This window comes from Micromonospora sp. NBS 11-29, from assembly GCF_002140155.1.
In the GTDB taxonomy this organism is placed as follows: domain Bacteria; phylum Actinomycetota; class Actinomycetes; order Mycobacteriales; family Micromonosporaceae; genus Micromonospora.
Map to the genome: position 1 here is coordinate 515,844 of NZ_NAPR01000004.1, position 19,513 is coordinate 535,356.

A 19,513-nucleotide genomic window follows, 5' to 3' on the forward strand; every position below is an offset into this window, starting at 1 on the left:
ATCCGCGGGCGGAACCCTGCGGAACGGTTGCTCGATCAGGACGTCGGCCGGGGCGCCGGTGAGCGCGACGGTGGCCGCCCGGGTGACGCGCAGCACGCAGCCGGTCAGGGTGATCTCCAGGCCGGCGGCGTGCTCGGGGTTGCCGACGAGCCGGTTGGCCAGGCGCAGGGCGGCCGGGTCGAGCGCGCCGGAACGGGGCACGCCGAGGTGCGCCCAGCCGGGTCGGCCCTGGTCCTGCACGGTGGTGAGCGCGCCGGCCCGCAGCACCTCGATCACGGCGCGTCCACCAGCCGCACCCGGGTGCCGGGCGTGAGCCGAGCCGGCGGGTCGGCGTGCACGTCGAAGAGGGGCAGGTCGGTCCGTCCGACCAGCAACCAGCCGCCGGGCGACGCGGCGGGGTAGATCCCCGCGTACGGGCCGGCCAGCGCGACCGAGCCGGCCGGTACCCGGGTACGCGGGGTGCGTAGCCGGGGCACGGCCAGCTCCGGCGGCAGCCCGGTGAGGTACGCGAACCCGGGCGCGAAGCCGCAGAACGCGACGCGGAACTCGGTGCGTCGCAGCCGTTCCACCACGGCGGGCACGTCGACGCCCCAGTGCTCGGCGACGGCGGGCAGGTCTTCCCCGTCGTACCGGGTGGGCACCCGGACCTCGGCGGCGCCGGCGCCGGTGGTGGCGTCGCGGGGGTGCCAGCGGGCGATCCGCGCGGCGGTCGCCTCCGGGTCCGGTACGCCGTCGAGCAGCACGGTGAGCGCGGCGGGGACGATTTCCTCGGCGGCCAGTTCGCCGGTGGTACGCCGGCGCCACATCTCGGCCCGCCACGCCTCGACCTGGTCGAGGTCGTCGCAGTCGAGCAGCAGGGCGTGCGCGCCGACGGGTCGGATCCGCATTCGGTCATCCTCGCGTCGTGCGACGTGACGGTCCACACTACTTGCAAGTAACCTACGCTGTCGTAACCTGATGAGGTGACCACCTCCGCACCGCTCCGGCTCCGGCCGGTCGACCTCGGAAAGCCGCGCATGCGCGGCTGGCTGCACGCCTACGCGTTCTTCGCTGCGCTCGTCTGCGGCATCGTCCTGTGCTCGATCGCCGCCACCCGGCCCGGGTGGGCACCGCTGGTGAGCTGCCTGATCTACAGCTTCACCGTGTGCGGGCTCTTCGGCACCAGCGCGCTCTACCACCGGCGCGTGTGGTCCGAACGCGGCTTCCAGATCATGCGCCGGATGGACCACTCGATGATCTTCGTGTTCATCGCCGGCACCTACACGCCGTTCTGCGCGCTGCTGCTGGACACCCGGCACGCCACGCTCATGCTGAGCCTGGTCTGGGGCGGCGCGCTGGCCGGCGTGGCGGTAAAACTGATCTGGCCGCACGCGCCGCGCTGGGTCTCCGCCCCGCTCTACCTGGCGCTCGGCTGGGTGGCGGTGGCGATGCTGCCGCAGATCCTGCACTCCGGCGGCGTCACCGCGCTGGTGCTGCTGAGCGTGGGCGGCGCGATCTACAGCGTGGGCGCGGTCTTCTACGCGCTGCGCCGGCCGAACCCCTGGCCCACCGTCTTCGGCCACCACGAGTTCTTCCACGCCTGCACGCTGGTCGCCGCGATCTGCCACCACATCGCGATCTACTTCGCGTTGTTCGCCTGAGCCGGTCCACCCGGCCCGGACATGCGCGAGGGCCCCGCGCCGTTGCGGGGCCCTCGGGTTCTGGGGGTGGTCAGGCCGGGTAGCCCGAGCCCGGACGGGGCACCTCGCGGTACTCCTCGCGGACGACCCGGGCGCCCTGCACCGGCACCACCGGCTCGGCGACGACCTGCTGGCGCACCGGCGCGGCGACCACCCGGCGGCGGCTGTTCCAGAAGTAGAGCGTGGTGAGCAGGCCGACGAGCCCGGCGAGCATGAGGACCCAGCCGACCACGTTGAGGTTCAGCCACCCCAGGTCGGCGTCCACAGCGAACGCGAAGATCGCCCCGACCGCGATGAGGAAGATGCTGGCACCGATGCCCATGACGTCGCCTCCTTGGCGTCCTGCTGGCGTTTCCGGCCCGCCGCGGCCATGGATGAGGTAGCGGCACGCATCGACATACCCAGGCAGTCCGATCGTCAATCAGGCAAGCTGGGCCCATGACGGACGGCAGGATCGATCAGCGGACGTTGGTGCTGCTACGACACGCCAAGGCGGAGCAGTCCCGGGACGCCCCGGACGCGGAACGGCCGTTGACCGCGCGGGGCCACGCCGACGCGGCGGCGGCTGGCGCCTGGCTGGCCCGGCACGGGCTGCTGCCCGACGTGGTGCTCTGCTCGCCGGCCCGGCGCACCCGGCAGACCTGGCACGGCGTGGCGCTGGGCATGACGGGCTCCCCGCCGGAGAGCGGCCCGGCGGGCTCGACGCCGACGGTGCGGTACGAGCCGACCGCGTACGAGGCGCACCCGGACGAACTGCTGGAGCTGGTGCGCACGGTCGACCCGGCGGCCGGCACGGTCCTGCTGATCGCCCACAACCCGGGCATCTCGCTGCTGTCGGCGCTGCTCGACCCGGAACGGGCGGATCCGGACGGCCTGCGCACCACCGACCTGGTAGTCCACCACCCCACCGCCCCATGGGCCACCGTAACCCGAGCCCCCCTGACCACCCGCCACACCGCCCGCAGCTGAGGTGTAAGGAGGGGGCCCCTCTTAACGCCTGCGGTATAGGCGGGGCCCCTTGTTAACGCTTCACGCGCGGACGCCCGTGCCAGCGCGGGCGTCCGCGTCGGGGCGGGCGTGGGCGGTCAGGAGGGTGGGGCCGTGGGCGGCGGTGGGTCCGGCGGGGGCGGCATCATCGCGGTCGGATGGGAGAGCCGGTTCTCCTCCACGATGAGGGTGCGGGCACGCTTGCGCCGGTCCTGCCAGAACCACAACGTGGTCAGCAGGACTCCGAGCCCGGCCAGGATGAAGACCCAGCCGACCGCGCGCAGGTCGATCCACCAGACGTTGGCCCGGATGGCGAAGGTCATGATCGCGCCGAGCGCGATGAGAAAGATGGCGCTACCAATGCCCATGTGCGCTGCACTCCCCCGTGCGGTGGCCCTTGGGCGTACTCCGGTCGTGGTCCGCGACGGTTACCCACCGACCGGCCGCCCTCACCACCCGGGCGGCACCAACGACGACGGCCGGTGGGCTGTCGCCCACCGGCCGTCGAGGTGAAAGGGAGAAAGAGGTTAGAACGCCTCCTCCGGGAGGTCCATGATCTCCAGGTCGGCGCTCTCGACGATCCGCCGGTCGGCGCCGATGCGGGGCAGCACCTCGCGGGCGAAGAACCGGGCGGCGGCCACCTTGCCGGTGTAGAACGCCTTGTCGCTGGCGGAGACCTCGCCGGCCAGCGCCTTCAAGGCCACGTCGGCCTGCTTCTGCAGCAGCCAGCCGACCACCAGGTCGCCGAGCGCCAGCAGGAACCGCCGGCTGCTCAGGCCGACCTTGTAGAGCGCACGGGCGTCGCCGGCCTGGGCCTCGCCCAGCCAGCCGGTCATCACGCCGATCATGCTCTGGATCTCGGCGAGCGCCTTGCCGAGTGCCCGCCGCTCCTCCTTGAGCTGACCGTTGCCGGCCTCGGAGGCGATGTGCTCCTGGATCTCGCCGGCGACCGCCAGCAGGGCCTTGCCGTTGTCCCGGACGATCTTCCGGAAGATCAGGTCGAGGCTCTGGATCGCCGTGGTGCCCTCGTACAGGGTGTCGATCTTGGCGTCCCGGACGTACTGCTCCAGCGGGTAGTCCTGGAGGAAGCCGGAGCCGCCGTACGTCTGGAGCGCCTCGTGGCCGAGCAGCTCGTACGCCCGCTCCGAGCCGACGCCCTTGACCAGCGGCAGCAGCAGGTCGTTGACCCGCTTGGCCAGCTTGGTGGCCTTCTCGTCGCCGGCCGCCTCGGCGACCGCGACCTTGTCCTGCCAGGTCGCGGTGTAGCAGACCAGCGCCCGCAGGCCCTCGGCGTACGACTTCTGCATCAGCAGCGAGCGGCGGACGTCCGGGTGGTGGGTGATGGTGACCCGGGGGGCGGTCTTGTCGGCCTGCTGGATGAGGTCGGCGCCCTGCACCCGGTTCTTGGCGTACTCCAGCGCGTTCAGGTAACCGGTGGAGAGCGTGGCGATGGCCTTGGTGCCGACCATCATCCGGGCGTACTCGATGATCATGAACATCTGCCGGATGCCGTCGTGCTTCTCGCCCAGCAGCCAGCCCTTGGCCGGTACGCCGTGCTCGCCGAAGGTCACCTCGCAGGTGTTGGAGACCTTCAGGCCCATCTTGTGCTCGACGTTGGTGGCGTAGACGCCGTTGCGCTCGCCCAACTCGCCGGTCTCGGCGTCGAAGTGGAACTTCGGCACGACGAAGAGGGACAGGCCCTTGGTGCCGGGGCCGCCGACGCCCTCCACGCCCACCGGGCGGGCCAGCACGTAGTGCACGATGTTGTCGCTCAGGTCGTGCTCACCGGAGGTGATGAAGCGCTTGACGCCCTCGATGTGCCACGAGCCGTCCGGCTGCTGCACGGCCCGGGTGCGACCGGCGCCCACGTCCGAGCCGGCGTCCGGCTCGGTCAGCACCATCGTCGAGCCCCACTGCTTGTCGATGAACAGCCGGGCCCACTTCTTCTGCTCCTCGGTGCCCTCGACGTGCAGCACGTGCGCGAAGGAGGGACCGGAGGCGTACATCCAGACCGGGGCGTTGGCGCCGAGCACCAGCTCGGCCAGGGACCACCAGAGGGCGCGCGGCGCGTTCGTGCCGCCGAGCGGCTCCGGCAGGTCGAGCCGCCAGAACTCCGAGTCCATGAACGCCCGGTACGACTTCTTGAACGACTCGGGCAGCGGCGCGGTGTGCGTCGCGGGGTCGAAGACCGGCGGGTTGCGGTCGCTGTCCGTGTAGCTGGCGGCCAGGTCCTCGCGCGCGAGGCGGTCGACCTCGGAGAGGAAGCTGCGGGCGGTGTCGACGTCAAGATCCGTGTACGGCTCCTGGCCGAACGTCCGGTCCGCCCCGAAGACCTCGAACAGGTTGAACTCGAGGTCCCGAACGTTGCTCTTGTAGTGGGTCATGCTCGCTGGCCCCGCTTCCGGACAGGTGTTACCGATCAGTAACTCCAGACTGTATTACTCACCGGTAGGCAACGACAAGCGGATGCCGGAAGTGACCACGGTCACACGACTTCGGGTTCACCCGTCGGCGGCGCCGACCTCCCAGCTCGGCACCGGAGCGGCGGTCGCGCTGCGCGTACCCGCGTACTCCATCAGGACCAGCGCGATGTCGTCGTCGAGCCGGCCCTGCACCCACTCGACCAGGGCGGTCTCCAGCGACGCGAGCCCGTCGGCGACGGTGCCGTGGCCGAGCAGCCGCCAGGCCCGGTCGGCGGTCGGGAAGAACTCGCCGTCCCGCCGCGCCTCACCCAGCCCGTCGGTGAACAGCAGCAGCCGGTCGCCCGGCTCCAGGCGCTCCACCCGGGGTCGGACCACCGGCATGAAGCCGAGCGGCGGCGCGGGCGCCGGCGGCTCCAGCGGGATCACCGCGCCCCGGCGCAGCAGCAGCGGCGGCGGGTGTCCACAGTTCACGATGGTGAGGGTGCCGCCCCGCTCCTCGATCAGCGCGGCGGTGACGAAGTCCTCGTCGCCGACGTTGCGGGCCACCGCCCGGTCCAGGTCGGTCACCACCGCCCGCAGGTCGGCCCGCTCGTACGCGACGTGCCGATAGGAACCGAGCACGATGCTGGCCAGTCGGACCGCGTCCAGCCCCTTCCCGCGTACGTCTCCGATGATCATGCGGACGCCGTACGGGGTGTCCATCACCTCGTACAGGTCGCCGCCGATCTCCGCGGTGGCCGTGGAGGAGATGTAGCGGGCGGCCACCGCCAGGGTGCCGACCTGAGGGCCGAGCGGACGCAGCACCGCCTGCTGGGCGACCGAGGCGAGCCGGGACAGCTCGGCGATCCGATCCGCCTGGAGCTGACGCACTGCCGCCGCGCCGGCCGCGATCACCGTGGCCAGCACGATGGCCGCCACGTTCACGGCGGTCACCAGCGAGGCGCCCCGTTCGGCCACCGCGAACGCGACACCGGTCGCGGAGGCCAGCGCGCCCACCACGGCCACCACCCGCCAGGACGCCAGCGCGCCGGCGAGGAGGGGCGCGGCGGCCATCAGCGCGAGGTAGTGCGCCGGCCGGCCGTCGGCCCACTCCACGGCCGAGACGACCGCGAGCAGCGCGAGGGCCGCGCCGAGGCCGGCGCGGGATCCGGGGCTCAGCGGGCCGCGGCCCGGCTGGAAGGGTTGCGTGCGTACATCGGACAGCATGCCTGATGGACGTGCACGGGAGAATGAGCCGGGCCCGTCCATCACGGAAGATCTGCCGGACGGGCCGGTCAGCCGAGGACCTCGTAGCGGACGTCCACCTCACCGAGCCCGGTCGCGGCGATGGCCGCGAACGCGGCGCGGGACAGGTCCAGGCAACGGCCGGCGATGAACGGACCACGGTCGTTGATCCGCACCACGACCGACTTGCCGTTGGCCGGGTTGGTCACCCGGACCCGGGTGTCGAAGGGCAGCGTCTTGTGCGCTGCGGTCAGGGCGTTCGGGTCGAAGCTCTCACCGTTGGCGGTCATCTGGCCCTCGTCGTAGAAGGACGCGCCGCAGGAGCCGCTCTCCACGACCTTCGGGGCGGCGGCCTTCTTCGCGGTGGTCTTCTTCGCGGTCGGCTTGGGCGCGGCGGTCCGGGTCTTGCCGCGGGACGCCGCCTGGGTACGGCTCGACGTGGCCGTCGGCGACGGGCTGAGGCTCGGCGAGACCGACGTGGTCGGTGAGGCCGACGCGCTCGGCGACGGCGAGGCGCTCGTCGGCGCGGAGGCGCTCGTGGATGCCGAAGGGGCGACATCGATCGTGACCGGCGTGGCGGGCGGCTCGGCCAAGGTGAGCTGCACGGCGCCGACGGTGCCGCCGACCGCGAGCACCACGCCGATCGCCGCGGTGGCGGCGATGCCGGCGGGCGAGGAGAACAATCTGCGGGTACGAAGGTGCCTACCAGTCACCGGGCCCGGTCCTTTCGTGGGCTGAACAAACCGGCCCGGACCGTAACGAGAGAAGCACTTCCGACGTCAACGTGATCATGATGTTATGCCCGCATTTGACCTGCTACGTGTAGCCGATCAAGCCACCGCCACTCGGCCGAACGGCCGACGGCGGCCAGAAGGGGAACCCCATGTTGAACCGTCGCCTGGTCGAGCTGTTCCGGTGGGTCGACCCCGGACCGGCCAGCAGCCACCTGGTCAGCGACCTCTCCGGCTGGTGGCGGGATCCGGCGGTGCTCGCCGCGGCCGGACCGGCCCTGGCCGGCCTCCTTCCCGACGCGCGGCCGACCGTGGTGATCGCCCCCGAGGTGACCGGGCTGCTGCTCGGCCCGCTGGTGGCGGTCGCCACCGGTGCCGGGTTCCTGCCCGCGTACAAGGAGGGCGGCGAGCGACGCCGGGTCGCGCCGATGCGGTGGGCCGAGACACCGCCGGACCATCGCGGCCGACGGCTGCGGGTCGGCGTGGACGGACGACGGCTCGGCCCGGGCGACCGGGTGCTGCTGGTCGACGACTGGGTCGACACCGGCGCGCAACTGGACGCGCTGCACCGGCTGATCCGCGACTGCGGCGCCGAGGCGGTCGGCGCCGTCGCGCTGGTGGCGACCTGCCCGCCCGCCGTGGGTGAGCGGCTGTGCCTGCGCGCTCTGCTCACCGGCGACGACCTGCCCGAGACCTGACCTCGGCCGCCAGCGGGGGCCGGCCGCGGCCGGACACGCCGTCCGGCGGGCGTAGCCTCGGTGCGCATGTGGCCCCGCATCGACGGGCTGCGCACGCTCGCCCTCGGCACGCCCGGCGAGCTGCGCGCCCGACTCAACACCCTCGTGCTCTCCGGCGCGAAGACCGCCACCGCCGGCCTGACCGGCGAGTACGCCGAGGAGAACGAGGAACTGGAGCACGTCGGCGAACGGCTGGCCCTGGTCGACGACGACGACACCCTGGTCGGTGTCGTCGAGGTCACCGGCGTCGACGTGGTGCGCTTCGCCGACGTGCCCTGGGAGTTCGCCCGCGCCGAGGGAGAGGGCGACCGGTCGATCGAGGAGTGGCGGGCCGGTCACGGCGCGTACTGGGCGCGGCAGGGCACCCCGGTGACCGACGACAGCCGGATCGTCTGCATCCGGTTCCGGCTCGTCTGAGGTGTTAAAAGGGGGCCCCGCCTATGCAGAATGCGTTAAGAAGGGGCCCCGCCTTGCAGCTCTGGCAGCAGGGCGGCGGCCTCTGCCAGCACCGCCTCGTCGCCGGCGTACCAACTGCTCTCCCGGGGCCAGTGCGTCACCACGTCGGTGAAGCCCAGCCGGGCCGCCCGGGCCACCTGCTCGGCGAAGAAGTCGGCGCTGGTGAGCGAGAAGACCGGGGCCGCGTCGAGGGAGAGGTGGCGGTCCAGCGTGGCCGGGTCCCGGCCGGCCTGCTCCAGCGTCCGCGTCATCCGCTCGGACACCTCCGCCACGCTGCCCCACCAGCTTTCCAGGTCGTCACCGTCGAGGCCGGTGGTGATCCAACCCTGCCCGTACCGGGCGACCAACCGCATCGAGCGGGGCCCGTTCGCGGCGAGCACGAACGGCACCCGGGGCCGCTGCACGCAACCGGGATTGTTGCGGGCGTCCACCGCCGCGAACCACTCCCCGCGCCAGGTGGTGCCGTCCTCGCGCAGGATCAGGTCGAGCAGCTCGGTGAACTCGGCGAACCGGTCGACCCGCTGCCGGGGCGGCAGCGTCTCGCCGCCGAGCACCGCCGAGTCGAAGCCGATCCCGCCCGCGCCCAGGCCGAGCAGCAACCGGCCGTCGGAGACGTCGTCCAACGCGGTGACCTGCCGGGCGAACGCCGCCGGGTGGCGGAAGTTCGGCGAGGCGACCAGCGTGCCGAGCCGGACCCGCGAGGTCACCGTCGCCGCCGCGGTCAGCGTCGTCCACGAGTCGAACCAGGGCCCGTCGACCAGGTCACGCCAGCCCAGGTGGTCGTAGGTCCAGGCGTGGTCGAAGCCCCACTGGTCCACCTGCGCCCACCGCCGCCGCGCCTCCGACCAGCGCTGATCCGGCAGGATCACGATGCCAATTCGCATGATCGCCAGGGTACGGCCCGGGCCGGCCCGCTACGTGGTCACCAGGTCCGCCACCACGCAGGCGATGTTGTCCGGCGCGCCCGCCGCGTACGCCAGGTCGATTAGCCGCCCGACGGCGGTTTCCGGCTCGTCCGCCCCGGTCAGCGCGTCGTGCAACGCGGCGGGGTCGACCACCGCGGAGAGGCCGTCGGAGCAGAGCAGGTAGCGGTCGCCGGGCAGCGCGGTCCGCAGCGCCAGGTCCGCCTCGACGTCGACGCCCGCGCCGAGCGCCCGGGCCAGCAGCGCCCGCTGCGGGTGCGCCCCCGCCTCGGCCGGCGTGAGCCGCCCCTGGTCCACCAGGGTCTGCACGTACGTGTGGTCCTGGGTGAGCCGGGACAGTTCGCCGCTGCGCAACAGGTAGGCCCGGGTGTCACCGACGTGCACCAGGGCGAGCCGGGTGCCGCGCCGCGCGATTGCGGTGAGCGTGCTGGCCGGCTGGTCGGCTTCGGTGGCCTGCGCGCGTACCGCCCGGTCGGCCCGGGTCACCGCGTCGCCCAAGGCGGCGAGCAGGTCGCCGGCCGGCTCCAGCGACCGCAGCGCGTCCACCGCGGCAGCGCCGGCGGCGGCCCCACCGGGACCGCGTACGCCGTCGGCGACCGCGAGCAGCGTGCCGCTGGCGTACGCGGTGTCCTCGTTGGAGTCCCGGACGGCGCCGGTCTCGCACCGCACCGCGTACCGGAAGGTGGTCTCGGACATGGTGGTGTTCCTCTCGGTGAGCTGGCCGACGAGGAGCGCGACGGTCCGGCCGCGTGCCGCGGTGTCCGCGCTGACCCGCCGCCACCAGGCGGTCAACGCCTCGGCGGCGACGGCCGGCGGCAGGCCGCAGACCGTGCGGATCTCCGCCAGCGGCATGCCGGCACGGCGCAACGCGGCGATCAGCCGCGCCCGGTCGAGCTGCTCCGGCGCGTAGTACCGGTAGCCCGAGTGCGGGTCCACCGCGGCCGGCGGCAGCAGCCCGGAGTCGTCGTAGATCCGCAGCGCCTTCGGCGTCAGGCCGGCCGCGTGGGCGAACGCCCCGATGGTCAGCAGCCGCACGATGGTGTCCTCCCCGCGCCGGTCGCGCTCCCGTGCCGGCCACGACGACCGGCACGGACCACGGTGGGCCTTGCCGCAGGGGCCGGGTCAAGACCGAGCATCACCTGGCCGAACCGCATCCGGCTGACATCCGCTCTGGGAGTGGCTCGGTCAGCGGCGCTGTCCCTGTTCTTCCTGGTCGTCCTGGCGCCGGTTGTCCCCGCCCGCCACCGACCCATTGCGCGGCACCTGTCACGATCGACGCCCGACCGGACATGGGGAGATGTGAACTCCGGAATCGACTACGAGGACCGCTTCCGACACGTCTACGCCACCAACTTCCGGCCGCTGCTGGCGTATGCCCTGCGGCGCTCCCCGCAGCCTGAGGACGCGGCGGACGTCGTCGCCGAGACCTTCCTCGTGGTCTGGCGCCGCGGCCACGAGATGCCGGTCGACGCCGAGGTCAGACCATGGCTGTACGGCATCGCCCGACGCGTGCTCGCCAACCACCACCGCACCGGCGCACGCCGGGACCGGCTGGGTGAACGGCTCCGGCAACAGGTGCGGGACATCGTCGCCGCCGACCCCGGCAGCGACGTGCCCGAACGACTCGCGGTCCGGGCCGCGCTGGCCCGCCTCGGGGAGCTGGACCGGGAGGTGCTGACGCTCACCGCCTGGGAGGGCTTGGAGCCGCGCGAGGTGGCCGCCGTCCTGGGGGTGAGCCCGGCCGCGGTCCGGACCCGCCTGTCCCGCGCCCGGGCCAGGCTGCGCGACCTCATCGGTGACGACCTCGCCCCGCCCGGACATGTACTCGACATCCTGACCACACCCGCCCCCCAGGAGGGCCGATGACCGACGACCAGCTCGACCAGATGGTTCGGGACGCCGATCCCTACCGACCCGACGCCGTCGGACACCTCGACGGAGCGCAGCAGGCCCTCCTGGCGGAGATCATGGCCGCACCGACCCTCCAACGCATCCTCGAACCGCCGCCACCGCGCCTCCCCGCCCGTCGCGGCAGGATCCGACGTACGGCCGGCGCGCTCGCCGCGGCCGCGGTGCTCGCCGGTGCCCTGGCCGTGCCCGCCGTGCTCCCCGAACGTCCGGCCGACGGCCCGGCCGCCGCCACCCCCGTCGTGTACTCCGCCGCCGCCATGAAGGCCGCCGAGGAGAACCCGCGCCTGCTGATCAACCGACCCGGCTGGAAGGTGACGACCGTCTACGGCTTCGCCGCGCAGCAGGGCACCATCCGCTTCCGCAACGGCCGGCAGGAATTGGAGATGAACTGGTATCCCGTCGGCTCCTACGACGACTTCCACGCCGACCGACTCGCCGTCGGCCGGCCGGAACCGGTGACGGTCGACGGCTGGCCGGGCGACCTCTTCGCCTACTCCGCCGGCGACTTCGAGGTCCTGCTCCGCCCCCGCGACGGCGTCTTCGTCGGGCTCCGGACCGGCGGCCACTGGACCCGGGACACGTTCGGCCGGGCCCTCACCGACGTGGTGCGCGTCGACGTACGCACCTGGCTGGCCGCGCTCCCGCCGGAGATCGTCACCCCGGACCGGGCAGCCGCCGAGGTGGCCCGCGTCCTCGCCGACGTGCCGCTTCCGCCCGGGTTCGACCCCACGGCCCTCGACGACATCGGCGCCAATGACCCCTACCAGTTCGGGGCCGCGGTGACCGGCCGGGTCGGCTGCGCGTGGGCCGCCGAATGGGTACGCGCGCAGCAGGCCGGCGACCATGTAGCGCTCCAGCGGGCCACGGAGGCGTTTCGCAGCAGCCACCAGTGGCGGGTGCTGCGTCAGATGACCGACGAGGGCGACTGGCCGGAGGTGTTCTGGGAGATCGCCGACGAGTTCGTCACCGGGAATCCGAGGGACACGTACGCCCAGGGGTTGGGGTGCGCGTAGCGGGGTGATTCGAACAGGTCGAAGCCCTGCCCCGGGACACGCGTCCCGGGCAGGCTTCGACCTGGGAGCGGGTTGGACGGCCAGCAGCCTGACGCCCAGCCCTCGGCCCGCAGATCGAGGCCGTGTCAGTTTGGGAATCGCCAACGGCTGGCTGGTCACGCGCCCGTCCTCCCGGCCACGGCGGCCTCTGGTGGCGTGGGCTTGACCTCGGCTGTCCCACATTTGGCGCGCTATTGGCACGTCACCGCCAACTCCTCGGCGGTCACTCGGCACTTCCGGTCATACAAGCAGGCGCCGGTTCGCAGCCTGTGTCCCTGCGGACCGAGCCGTGTCCGACCCGAGCGGTGCTCGTTCATCGAAAGTGAGGTCATATCAGGAGGGGTGCACTTGAAAGGGAGGTAGGCCATGACAACGCACATGTTCACGCTGGTGCTTGATCGGCAGCCTACCGAGGACGAATTGGACTTCCTCGGCGCCGAGGGATGCGATGACGCAGCCTTTGGCGTAGAGAACGGCCTGCCGGTCGTAGAGTTCGACCGCGAGGCGGACACCATGGCAGATGCCATCGCCTCAGCGGTACACAATCTCGACGCAGCCGGGGTAATTGCCCTGCGTATCCTGGACCAGGACTTGGTCACTCTTGCAGACATCGCCGACCGGATTGGGCAGAGCCGAGAGTCTGTCCGGAGGTACGCCACGGGAGATCGAGGGCCTGGGAACTTCCCGCCGCCGGTAATCCCTGCCCGCGAAGGCACGGTGTTCTACCGATGGAGCGAAGTAGCCCCCTGGGTCAGGGCTCACCTCAAGCTCGACGCCCCGGACACCGACCCGGCTCTGGTGGTGGCGAACCTGGTTCTTCAGGCACGACGACACCGGAAGCATGTTGCTCACATAGCAGCACTGACCGACTTGCTCGCGGCGTGAGGTTGGAGACCGACCCGTAACGGGCCCGGCCAGTACGAAAGCGGTAGCTACGAACGAGGCCCCAGCCCAAGAGACCTGTCCTGAGCTGGGGCCTTCGTACGTGGAGCGGGTGACGGGAATCGAACCCGCACTGTCAGCTTGGGAACCGTACAAGGTGTAGGCTCAGCCGCCTTGACGCCCAGGTCAGCAGCTCGCGGAGCGGTCTGGGGTGACCCCGAACGGCCTGGCTTAATGGCCCACTGATGGCCCGAGGTCAAACGCGCGAGCAGTCAACCTCTCCAGTTGTTGAAGGGCTGTACTACGGTAGGAAGGTGTCGCGCCAAGTGTTGAGGTGATCTTCAACAGCGCAGCACCCGATGACGCAGCCCTCGAAGCAGGAGCAGATGGCAGAGGATCTCGAAACTCCCGAACCGGCGCTGACCGGCGAGGTCTTGGAGCGTCCCGACGAATCTAATAAGCCGGCTAGAAAGTCGACCAAGAAAGACGAATGGAACCCTAAGTTTTTCGCCCGCTTTGGCACCTTTATCCTTGTTCGAAAGCATGGAGACAAGGAATGGATAAATGCTGGCGCGAGGCTGGAGAAAGCTTTAAGCGATGACAACCGCGTAGCGGAAGTACATCAGGTCTCACAGAGCGCTGAATGGACGTCGGTCGTCGCCTTGCATCCCGCTCGCGGCAAAGCCGTTGCCAAGGAATTCACCGCAAGCCACAATAAGTTTTACGGCATCAAACTTTCCGAGTGCTTAATCTTTAAAGTAACTGTTCCAATTAGAAACCAACCGCCGTTCAAAGATTCGAATGATGTCCCGAGTGATTCATACTGGGTGGCTTGGGACGGAGTACTCTGCGTCGTCGCTTGGCCCACAACGGATAAGAGGCCCCCCCAATCTGGAGGCCACGTCGTTATCGACGTAATTCAGGATGCAGCCAGGGCCGCAGGGTTCGGCTTCTACCTCCAGGCATGCGAGCCAGGATGCTCTAATCTATTCGCACATCCCGTTATTGGCGTGGAGACATGCACGGCTCATCCTGATACTTATCGAGATGGGTTCCGAACTTACAGGAGCAACAGCGTAGTCGCGCATGTTCACGCCGAGCCTGACGGGCAGGCGGTTGTAAAGCGGGTATCACGCGACCTGTGGTTTACGATGCGATTCTTTGCGCTATACAAAAATTATGCCAGGTACGTTATCGACCTGGAGCGGTTCGCGCGCGAAAGCATCGACACCTTACTAGCCCTGGATTATGCCAAAGTGGCGAGGATGAGAGATTCCACTTGGCAACGAATGCGTCATCATCGAACTGTTCGACAAGAACGCATCAAGGCAGCCGAGATAACGTCATCCCTGTGGATCGTTCTGGCGGAGGTAGAGGCGGTTAAGAGGGATTGGCTGGCCGCGCGACGGATATTGGACGAGAGGTCAACCGAATTTGGGATAGATGCGGTCTTCGCCGTAGACAAATNGAGCACTCTGCCGTGAAGTCGGACTCCGCCCGCTTGATAGTGACAACGGTGTTCGGCGCTGTTCTCGCGGTAAGTGGCGGCATCGTCGGCGCGATCGTTGGTGCGATTATTCAGAATGCTAAGTAGAATCAGCGGCGATCGTTTAGATCACCCGACCATCATCGCTGCTGTAGTTGTCGCTGACACCCTGCTACATGTTTTACTTTGTCGCTCCCTGCTCAATTGGCCTGACGCACAGTCCGCTGCAGCTCAGTACCCTTGTCGCGCAGTTTCCCGCCCGTGCACTAACCAATGCCAACGCTAGGTGGAGGCGAGCCCAGAAGGGACAACGTATCTAACTTGGGGTAGTTCCGCTTAATATGCTGACGGAGACGAGGCTTGGGAACTATCGAGGGTCTGCTACGTATACGAGCGTGGCGTCATCACTCTTCTTGTTGCGCGACCACCGAAGAGCGACCGGATCGGACTCTTCGAGTTGCCGTACTCGCCGAAGCACCTTACTTGGCCCTTGATCTTTCAGCAACCTCAAGCATTTCCCTCCAGCTAACGTCATTGAATATCCGCACGAGCCTTGCCGCTCCGTCGGTCAACAGGATCGACCGAGTGACGGTTTCGATGGGCACTGCCTCAACGCCGGCGCGCGGACCGTGGCCCTGCCCAAGGCGGCACTACCCGTGCTGGAACAGCACATGGGCAGCTACGTCGGCGAGGCACCCGAGACGTTCGTGTTCACCGGCGAGAGCGGCCGGAACCTCTGGCGCGGCAACTTCAACAAGCTGGTCACGTGGCCCGAGGCGGTCGCCGCCGTGGGCGTTCCCGGTTTGCACTTCCACGACCTGCGGCACACCGGCAACACCCTCGCGTCGCGGGCACCAGGCACAAGCCTGCGCGACATCATGGCCTGAATGGGGCACGACAGCCCGCGCGCCGCGCTGATCTACCAGCACGCCAACCGGGAGGCCGACCAGGGCATCGCCGACGCGATCGACAAGGCCGTCAAGGCGGCCCGGTGCAAGCCGAGCAAGCGCAAGGTCAAGCGGGTTGCCGAGGGCGACGGACCGGCCGCCGAGGCGAACTAAGGCCCACTAATGGCCCATCCCTGTTTCAGCATGACCTAGAACCACGGAAGCCCTGGCGGGACATCTGTCCTGACCAGGGCCTTCGCACGTGGAGCGGGTGACGGGAATCGAACCCGCACTGTCAGCTTGGGAAGCTGATGTTCTGCCATTGAACTACACCCGCAGGCGGCACCACTGTACCTGAGGTCACCGTCCCCGCGCACCCAGGCACCCCCACGCCCGGCGCGCATGAGTCGATCAAGAGAAGTTGCACGTCGGCAACATATGGACGTTCTCAAATTGGTCGATGCGATGTAACGTCAGCCCCACGTTTCCGACCCGGCGTGACACNTGACCCGGCGCACCGCCGGTGTCGCGACGTCGACCCTCGCGCTGCTGCTGAGCACCGCCGCCGTCGGCGTCGTCCCCGCTGCCTCGGCCTTCTCGGCCGCCCCGGCCGGCGTCTGCGCCGAGCCGGCCGACGCCCACGCGAACGCCCGCGTCGCGAAGGGCGGCAACGCCAAGCTCGACCCGAACGAGCTGACCGCCAAGCAGGTACGCGAGCGCGAGGCCGACCTGGCCGCCGCGCAGCGCGCCCGGGCCAACTTCCGGACCGGTCCCGTCGCGCCGCTGGCCACCGTGACCATCCCGGTCGTCGTGCACGTCATCCAGGAGAACAGCACCCGGGCCGGCGGCAACATCCCGGACTCGCTGATCACCCAGCAGATCAGCGTGCTCAACCAGGCGTACGCGGGCTCGACCGGCGGCGCCGCCACCGCGTTCGGCTTCCAGCTCACGAAGATCAACCGCGTGACCAACACGTCCTGGTACCCGATCGTGCAGGGCTCCTCGGCCGAGCGCTCGATGAAGACCTCGCTGCGCGAGGGCGGCAAGAACACGCTCAACATCTACCTCGGTGAGCTGAGCGACGGCCTGCTCGGCTGGGCGACCTTCCCGAAGCAGACGCTGGACAAGATGGACGGCGTGGTCGTGCTCAACGAGTCACTGCCCGGCGGCACGGCGACCAACTACAACCAGGGCGACACCGGCACGCACGAGATCGGCCACTGGCTGAACCTCTACCACACCTTCCAGGGTGGCTGCTCGGGCTCGGGTGACGGCGTCTCCGACACCCCGGCCGAGGCGTCCCCGGCCTACCAGTGCCCGACCGGTCGGGACACCTGCTCCACCACCGGCAAGGACCCGATCAACAACTTCATGGACTACACGTACGACTCCTGCATGTACCAGTTCACCGCCGGCCAGGCGAGCCGCATGCTCACCGCGTGGAACGCGTACCGCGCGGCCTGACCCATCGCACCACGCGTACCGGTGCCGGCCCTGTCCTCGGACGGGGCCGGCACCGGTCGTTTCGGATCTGCCGGCCGTGGCCTCGGACCGGGCCGGTTCCCGTCGACGCGGGCCCGGGTCAGGCGGCCGAGCGGCGGGTGTCGAAGCCGTGCCGGCCGCGCCGACCATCGGCGGCGAGCGGATCGGTCCGGGCCGGCGCGGCCCCCTCGGGGTCGAGCCAGAGGCGCACCTGCGGTCGGCCGGCGCCGGGGCGGGCCACCGAGTCGCGCCGGGTCAGCATCGCCACGTCGACCGTGAACTCGAACAGCCTCCAGTCACTCCGCGGCGCGGCCCGACCGATCCGGGCCAGGCGGGCCACCGTGATCGGGTCGGTCACCGGGCAGGCCCGCCCCGCCACGTACGCCTCGTCGTCGCTCTCCTCCGGTGGGAAGGAGTGCAACGCGTAACGGCCGTCGCGTTCGAGATCGCGGCACTTCGGCGAGTCGACGACGAAGCACCAGAGCCCGTCGTCGGTGATCACCGGGGAGACCGGGTGCACCCGGGGGCCGCCGTCGGCGCGGACCGTGGCCAGGTAGCCGAAGCCCGGCCCGTACTGCTGCATCAGGAGGCGGATCTCGTCGGCGAGACGGGGCTCGTCGGCGGCGAATTCGGTCCAGGAAGCCATGCCGACATCCTATCGAACAGGTGTACGAGAATGCAGTCCGACACGCAGGTCACCGACGCCGGTCGCTATGGTGTTGCGATGCTGCTCTCCGACCGCGACCTGGTCTCCGAGATCAAGGCGGGCACGCTCGCGCTGGAGCCCTTCGAGCCCACGCTGGTGCAGCCGTCCAGCATCGACGTACGCCTGGACCGGCTCTTCCGGGTCTTCAACAACCACCTCTACACCCACATCGATCCGTCCGTGCAGCAGGACGACCTGACATCGATGGTGGAGGTGCCGGAGGGCCAGCCCTTCGTGCTGCACCCGGGCGAGTTCGTGCTCGCCTCCACGCTGGAGGTGATCTCGCTGGGCGACCAGCTCGCGGGCCGGCTGGAAGGCAAGTCCTCGCTGGGGCGGCTCGGCCTGCTCACCCACTCGACGGCCGGCTTCATCGACCCGGGCTTCTCCGGCCACGTCACGCTGGAGCTGTCCAACGTGGCGAACCTGCCGATCACGCTCTGGCCGGGCATGAAGATCGGTCAGCTCTGCATCTTCCGGCTCTCGTCGCCGGCCGAGCACCCGTACGGTTCGGCCGTCTACGGTTCGCGTTACCAGGGCCAGCGCGGCCCCACGCCGAGCCGCTCCTGGCAGAGCTGGCGCACCTGGCCCACGCGCTGAGCCACCCGCCGTTGTTAAGCGGGGCCCCCTGCTATGCAGAATGCGTTAACAGGGGCCCCCTCCTTACACGCGGCCGTAGCTGTTGATGTCGCCGTCGTCGAGGCGCTTCATCGTTATGGGCTTGCCGGACTGGGAGGCGTGCACCACCCAGCCGTCGCCGACGTACATCCCCACATGGTGCAGGTCGCCGTAGTAGAAGACCAGGTCGCCGGCGCGCAGCTCGGCGCGGCCGACCCGGGTCGTGACGCCGTGCTGCTGGCGGGCGTTGTGCGGCAGCGGGACGCCGGCCTTCGCCCAGGCGGCCATGGTCAGCCCGGAGCAGTCGAAGTGATCCGGCCCGGCCGCGCCCCAGACGTAGATCTTGCCGATCTGGGCGCAGGCGAACTTCACCGCGACGCCGGCCGGGCCGCCGGGATACCCGGCGGGGCAAGGCGCGGGGCGCAGCGGACCGCCGCCGCCGTTGCCGTACGCCTTGAGGCGCAGCTTCTGCAACCGGGCGATCTCGGCGTCGATCTGCTTCTTCTTCGCCGCGAGCCGGGCCTCGGTACGGGTCAGGTCGGCGACCATCCCGTCCAGCGGCTTCTTCCTGGCCGCCAGTTCGTCGCGCAGCTCGGCGACGGTACGTACCTGCTCCTGCTGGTGGTGTGCGAACCGGTCGAGCAGTTCCAGGCCGGTGACCAGGTCACCCGACGTGCGGCTGCCCAGCAGCGCGTTGACGGTGGAGAGGTTGTCGCCCTTGTACGCGTCGGCGGCGAGCCCGCCGACCTGGCCGAGCGCGGCGTCCACCCGGGCCTGGAGCGGGGCGATCTGCGCACCGAGCGCGTCGGCCTGCCTCCGCCGCACCGCGAGCTGCTCGCGTACGGCGTTGACCTGCTCGATGACGGGTTCGAGCCGGTTCCAGTCGCGGTCGATCTGGGCCTCGATCTCGGTGACCGAGGGTCCGGCGTGGGCCGCCGTGGCGCCGCCGGTCAGGACGACCGCGGTGCCGACCAGGGCGGCGAGTGTGGTGGTGAAGCGGGACCAGCGGGAACGCGGCACAACCGTGGACCGGTCGTTCGACCGGTGCGACGGCGGCCGCGGGGCATGGTGTGCCACCGGGCGTCGGTACTCCTTCTTCGGGACCGCCTACCGGGTTAGCTGACGGGTTCGGGCGGGAAGGGGACCGCCCTACCGCAGTGGCCTGCGGATTCACCCCGGTTACCTGGTTCCCCGGCTCGCCCGTGGGCGACTCGGCGGTGTCGTACCGTCACCGACCGGGTTGGACGGTGAGACTGGCGGTCCGACGATTGACCAGCGTAGGGAATGCCGTTATCGATCCGCAACCGAATGGCCGTGACACTCCGTACGCGA

The 19,513-nt window shown here is 70.2% G+C and carries 21 protein-coding genes, 1 tRNA gene, 1 pseudogene and 1 riboswitch; of the genes and pseudogenes, 11 read left to right on the forward strand and 12 right to left on the reverse strand.

All coding sequences use genetic code 11. The features are described from left to right. A pseudogene (locus tag B1205_RS30215) lies at positions 1–276 on the reverse strand (allophanate hydrolase subunit 2 family protein); the annotation flags it as partial. Next, positions 273–887 carry a 5-oxoprolinase subunit B family protein gene (locus tag B1205_RS06470; RefSeq protein ID WP_089154750.1) on the reverse strand — a complete coding sequence of 205 codons (615 nt, stop codon included), beginning with the start codon at positions 885–887 and terminating at the stop codon, positions 273–275. The pseudogene B1205_RS30215 and the gene B1205_RS06470, both read right to left, overlap by 4 nt. Positions 888–962: 75 nt before the next feature. Here B1205_RS06470 and trhA point away from each other — a divergent pair, with 75 nt between their 5' ends. Beyond that, the gene (gene trhA / locus B1205_RS06475; RefSeq protein WP_089154751.1) at positions 963–1,640 is read left to right on the forward strand and encodes a PAQR family membrane homeostasis protein TrhA; all 678 of its coding nucleotides are present in this window, start codon (positions 963–965) and stop codon (positions 1,638–1,640) included. A gap of 70 nt (positions 1,641–1,710) precedes the next feature. Here the strand turns inward: trhA and B1205_RS06480 are convergent, their stop codons facing one another. After that, on the reverse strand, positions 1,711–2,001 hold the full coding sequence (locus B1205_RS06480) for a DUF6458 family protein (RefSeq protein WP_089154752.1): 291 nt from the start codon (positions 1,999–2,001) through the stop codon (positions 1,711–1,713). Positions 2,002–2,117: 116 nt separating this feature from the next. Between B1205_RS06480 and B1205_RS06485 the strand changes: the two genes are divergently transcribed. Continuing rightward, entirely contained in the window at positions 2,118–2,648 is a 531-nt protein-coding gene (locus B1205_RS06485; protein ID WP_089154753.1) for a SixA phosphatase family protein, read from the forward strand. Positions 2,649–2,764: 116 nt separating this feature from the next. Here the strand turns inward: B1205_RS06485 and B1205_RS06490 are convergent, their stop codons facing one another. The 4 genes from B1205_RS06490 to B1205_RS06505 form a co-directional block, all read right to left on the reverse strand. Continuing rightward, positions 2,765–3,034, reverse strand: a complete 270-nt coding sequence (locus tag B1205_RS06490) for a DUF6458 family protein (RefSeq protein ID WP_013283345.1) — start codon at positions 3,032–3,034, stop codon at positions 2,765–2,767. A gap of 159 nt (positions 3,035–3,193) precedes the next feature. Further along, positions 3,194–5,050, reverse strand: a complete 1,857-nt coding sequence (locus B1205_RS06495; RefSeq protein ID WP_089154754.1) for an acyl-CoA dehydrogenase — start codon at positions 5,048–5,050, stop codon at positions 3,194–3,196. Positions 5,051–5,167: 117 nt separating this feature from the next. After that, positions 5,168–6,295, reverse strand: a complete 1,128-nt coding sequence (locus B1205_RS06500) for a PP2C family protein-serine/threonine phosphatase (RefSeq protein ID WP_089154755.1) — start codon at positions 6,293–6,295, stop codon at positions 5,168–5,170. Positions 6,296–6,363: 68 nt separating this feature from the next. Continuing rightward, on the reverse strand, positions 6,364–7,026 hold the full coding sequence (locus B1205_RS06505; RefSeq protein ID WP_089154756.1) for a septal ring lytic transglycosylase RlpA family protein: 663 nt from the start codon (positions 7,024–7,026) through the stop codon (positions 6,364–6,366). A gap of 170 nt (positions 7,027–7,196) precedes the next feature. Here B1205_RS06505 and B1205_RS06510 point away from each other — a divergent pair, with 170 nt between their 5' ends. Both B1205_RS06510 and B1205_RS06515 read left to right on the forward strand, forming a co-directional pair. Further along, positions 7,197–7,742, forward strand: a complete 546-nt coding sequence (locus B1205_RS06510) for a phosphoribosyltransferase family protein (RefSeq protein WP_089154757.1) — start codon at positions 7,197–7,199, stop codon at positions 7,740–7,742. A 66-nt stretch (positions 7,743–7,808) separates the two neighbouring features. Continuing rightward, positions 7,809–8,198: an ASCH domain-containing protein gene (locus B1205_RS06515; RefSeq protein ID WP_089154758.1), complete on the forward strand. Its 390-nt coding sequence runs from the start codon at positions 7,809–7,811 to the stop codon at positions 8,196–8,198. 35 nt (positions 8,199–8,233) lie between these two features. On the opposite strand, the gene B1205_RS06520 is transcribed toward B1205_RS06515, so the two are convergent. Then, positions 8,234–9,121 carry an LLM class flavin-dependent oxidoreductase gene (locus tag B1205_RS06520; RefSeq protein WP_089154759.1) on the reverse strand — a complete coding sequence of 296 codons (888 nt, stop codon included), beginning with the start codon at positions 9,119–9,121 and terminating at the stop codon, positions 8,234–8,236. A 30-nt stretch (positions 9,122–9,151) separates the two neighbouring features. Next, positions 9,152–10,195 (reverse strand): MerR family transcriptional regulator, encoded by a 1,044-nt coding sequence (locus B1205_RS06525; protein WP_089154760.1) that lies wholly within the window; start codon positions 10,193–10,195, stop codon positions 9,152–9,154. Between the two features lie 264 nt (positions 10,196–10,459). Here B1205_RS06525 and B1205_RS06530 point away from each other — a divergent pair, with 264 nt between their 5' ends. The 5 genes from B1205_RS06530 (at position 10,460) to B1205_RS30980 (ending at position 15,552) form a co-directional block, all read left to right on the forward strand. Further along, positions 10,460–11,026, forward strand: a complete 567-nt coding sequence (locus tag B1205_RS06530) for an RNA polymerase sigma factor (protein ID WP_089154761.1) — start codon at positions 10,460–10,462, stop codon at positions 11,024–11,026. After that, complete coding sequence (locus B1205_RS06535) at positions 11,023–12,084, forward strand: hypothetical protein (RefSeq protein ID WP_089154762.1); 1,062 nt, start codon at positions 11,023–11,025, stop codon at positions 12,082–12,084. Before B1205_RS06530 ends, B1205_RS06535 begins: the two co-directional genes overlap by 4 nt. Before the next feature lie 405 nt (positions 12,085–12,489). Next, positions 12,490–13,008: a helix-turn-helix transcriptional regulator gene (locus B1205_RS06540; RefSeq protein WP_140157989.1), complete on the forward strand. Its 519-nt coding sequence runs from the start codon at positions 12,490–12,492 to the stop codon at positions 13,006–13,008. A 2,112-nt stretch (positions 13,009–15,120) separates the two neighbouring features. Beyond that, positions 15,121–15,378: a hypothetical protein gene (locus B1205_RS30975; protein ID WP_254909754.1), complete on the forward strand. Its 258-nt coding sequence runs from the start codon at positions 15,121–15,123 to the stop codon at positions 15,376–15,378. Continuing rightward, complete coding sequence (locus B1205_RS30980) at positions 15,379–15,552, forward strand: hypothetical protein (protein WP_254909755.1); 174 nt, start codon at positions 15,379–15,381, stop codon at positions 15,550–15,552. An 89-nt stretch (positions 15,553–15,641) separates the two neighbouring features. On the opposite strand, the gene B1205_RS06550 is transcribed toward B1205_RS30980, so the two are convergent. Further along, a tRNA-Gly gene (locus tag B1205_RS06550) sits at positions 15,642–15,715 on the reverse strand. 167 nt (positions 15,716–15,882) lie between these two features. Here B1205_RS06550 and B1205_RS06555 point away from each other — a divergent pair. Continuing rightward, complete coding sequence (locus B1205_RS06555) at positions 15,883–16,842, forward strand: zinc metalloprotease (RefSeq protein WP_217809764.1); 960 nt, start codon at positions 15,883–15,885, stop codon at positions 16,840–16,842. Between the two features lie 118 nt (positions 16,843–16,960). Here the strand turns inward: B1205_RS06555 and B1205_RS06560 are convergent, their stop codons facing one another. Beyond that, complete coding sequence (locus tag B1205_RS06560) at positions 16,961–17,506, reverse strand: pyridoxamine 5'-phosphate oxidase family protein (protein ID WP_089154764.1); 546 nt, start codon at positions 17,504–17,506, stop codon at positions 16,961–16,963. A gap of 78 nt (positions 17,507–17,584) precedes the next feature. Here B1205_RS06560 and dcd point away from each other — a divergent pair, with 78 nt between their 5' ends. Further along, positions 17,585–18,163 (forward strand): dCTP deaminase, encoded by a 579-nt coding sequence (gene dcd / locus B1205_RS06565; protein WP_073826900.1) that lies wholly within the window; start codon positions 17,585–17,587, stop codon positions 18,161–18,163. Positions 18,164–18,226: 63 nt separating this feature from the next. Here the strand turns inward: dcd and B1205_RS06570 are convergent, their stop codons facing one another. Continuing rightward, positions 18,227–19,258 carry a C40 family peptidase gene (locus tag B1205_RS06570; protein ID WP_089154765.1) on the reverse strand — a complete coding sequence of 344 codons (1,032 nt, stop codon included), beginning with the start codon at positions 19,256–19,258 and terminating at the stop codon, positions 18,227–18,229. Positions 19,259–19,268: 10 nt separating this feature from the next. Then, positions 19,269–19,408: riboswitch (cyclic di-AMP (ydaO/yuaA leader) on the reverse strand. Positions 19,409–19,513: the final 105 nt, after the last annotated feature.

Excerpts from the sequence above, each read along its gene's own strand:
- B1205_RS06470 (WP_089154750.1), bottom strand. The coding sequence starts at position 887 with ATGCGGATCCGACCCGTCGGCGCGCACGCCCTGCTGCTCGACTGCGAC.
- B1205_RS06480 (WP_089154752.1), bottom strand. The coding sequence starts at position 2,001 with ATGGGCATCGGTGCCAGCATCTTCCTCATCGCGGTCGGGGCGATCTTC.
- B1205_RS06485 (WP_089154753.1), top strand. The coding sequence starts at position 2,118 with ATGACGGACGGCAGGATCGATCAGCGGACGTTGGTGCTGCTACGACAC.
- B1205_RS06490 (WP_013283345.1), bottom strand. The coding sequence starts at position 3,034 with ATGGGCATTGGTAGCGCCATCTTTCTCATCGCGCTCGGCGCGATCATG.
- B1205_RS06495 (WP_089154754.1), bottom strand. The coding sequence starts at position 5,050 with ATGACCCACTACAAGAGCAACGTTCGGGACCTCGAGTTCAACCTGTTC.
- B1205_RS06500 (WP_089154755.1), bottom strand. The coding sequence starts at position 6,295 with ATGCTGTCCGATGTACGCACGCAACCCTTCCAGCCGGGCCGCGGCCCG.
- B1205_RS06510 (WP_089154757.1), top strand. The coding sequence starts at position 7,197 with ATGTTGAACCGTCGCCTGGTCGAGCTGTTCCGGTGGGTCGACCCCGGA.
- B1205_RS06515 (WP_089154758.1), top strand. The coding sequence starts at position 7,809 with ATGTGGCCCCGCATCGACGGGCTGCGCACGCTCGCCCTCGGCACGCCC.
- B1205_RS06520 (WP_089154759.1), bottom strand. The coding sequence starts at position 9,121 with ATGCGAATTGGCATCGTGATCCTGCCGGATCAGCGCTGGTCGGAGGCG.
- B1205_RS06535 (WP_089154762.1), top strand. The coding sequence starts at position 11,023 with ATGACCGACGACCAGCTCGACCAGATGGTTCGGGACGCCGATCCCTAC.
- B1205_RS06540 (WP_140157989.1), top strand. The coding sequence starts at position 12,490 with ATGACAACGCACATGTTCACGCTGGTGCTTGATCGGCAGCCTACCGAG.
- B1205_RS30980 (WP_254909755.1), top strand. The coding sequence starts at position 15,379 with ATGGGGCACGACAGCCCGCGCGCCGCGCTGATCTACCAGCACGCCAAC.
- B1205_RS06560 (WP_089154764.1), bottom strand. The coding sequence starts at position 17,506 with ATGGCTTCCTGGACCGAATTCGCCGCCGACGAGCCCCGTCTCGCCGAC.
- dcd (WP_073826900.1), top strand. The coding sequence starts at position 17,585 with ATGCTGCTCTCCGACCGCGACCTGGTCTCCGAGATCAAGGCGGGCACG.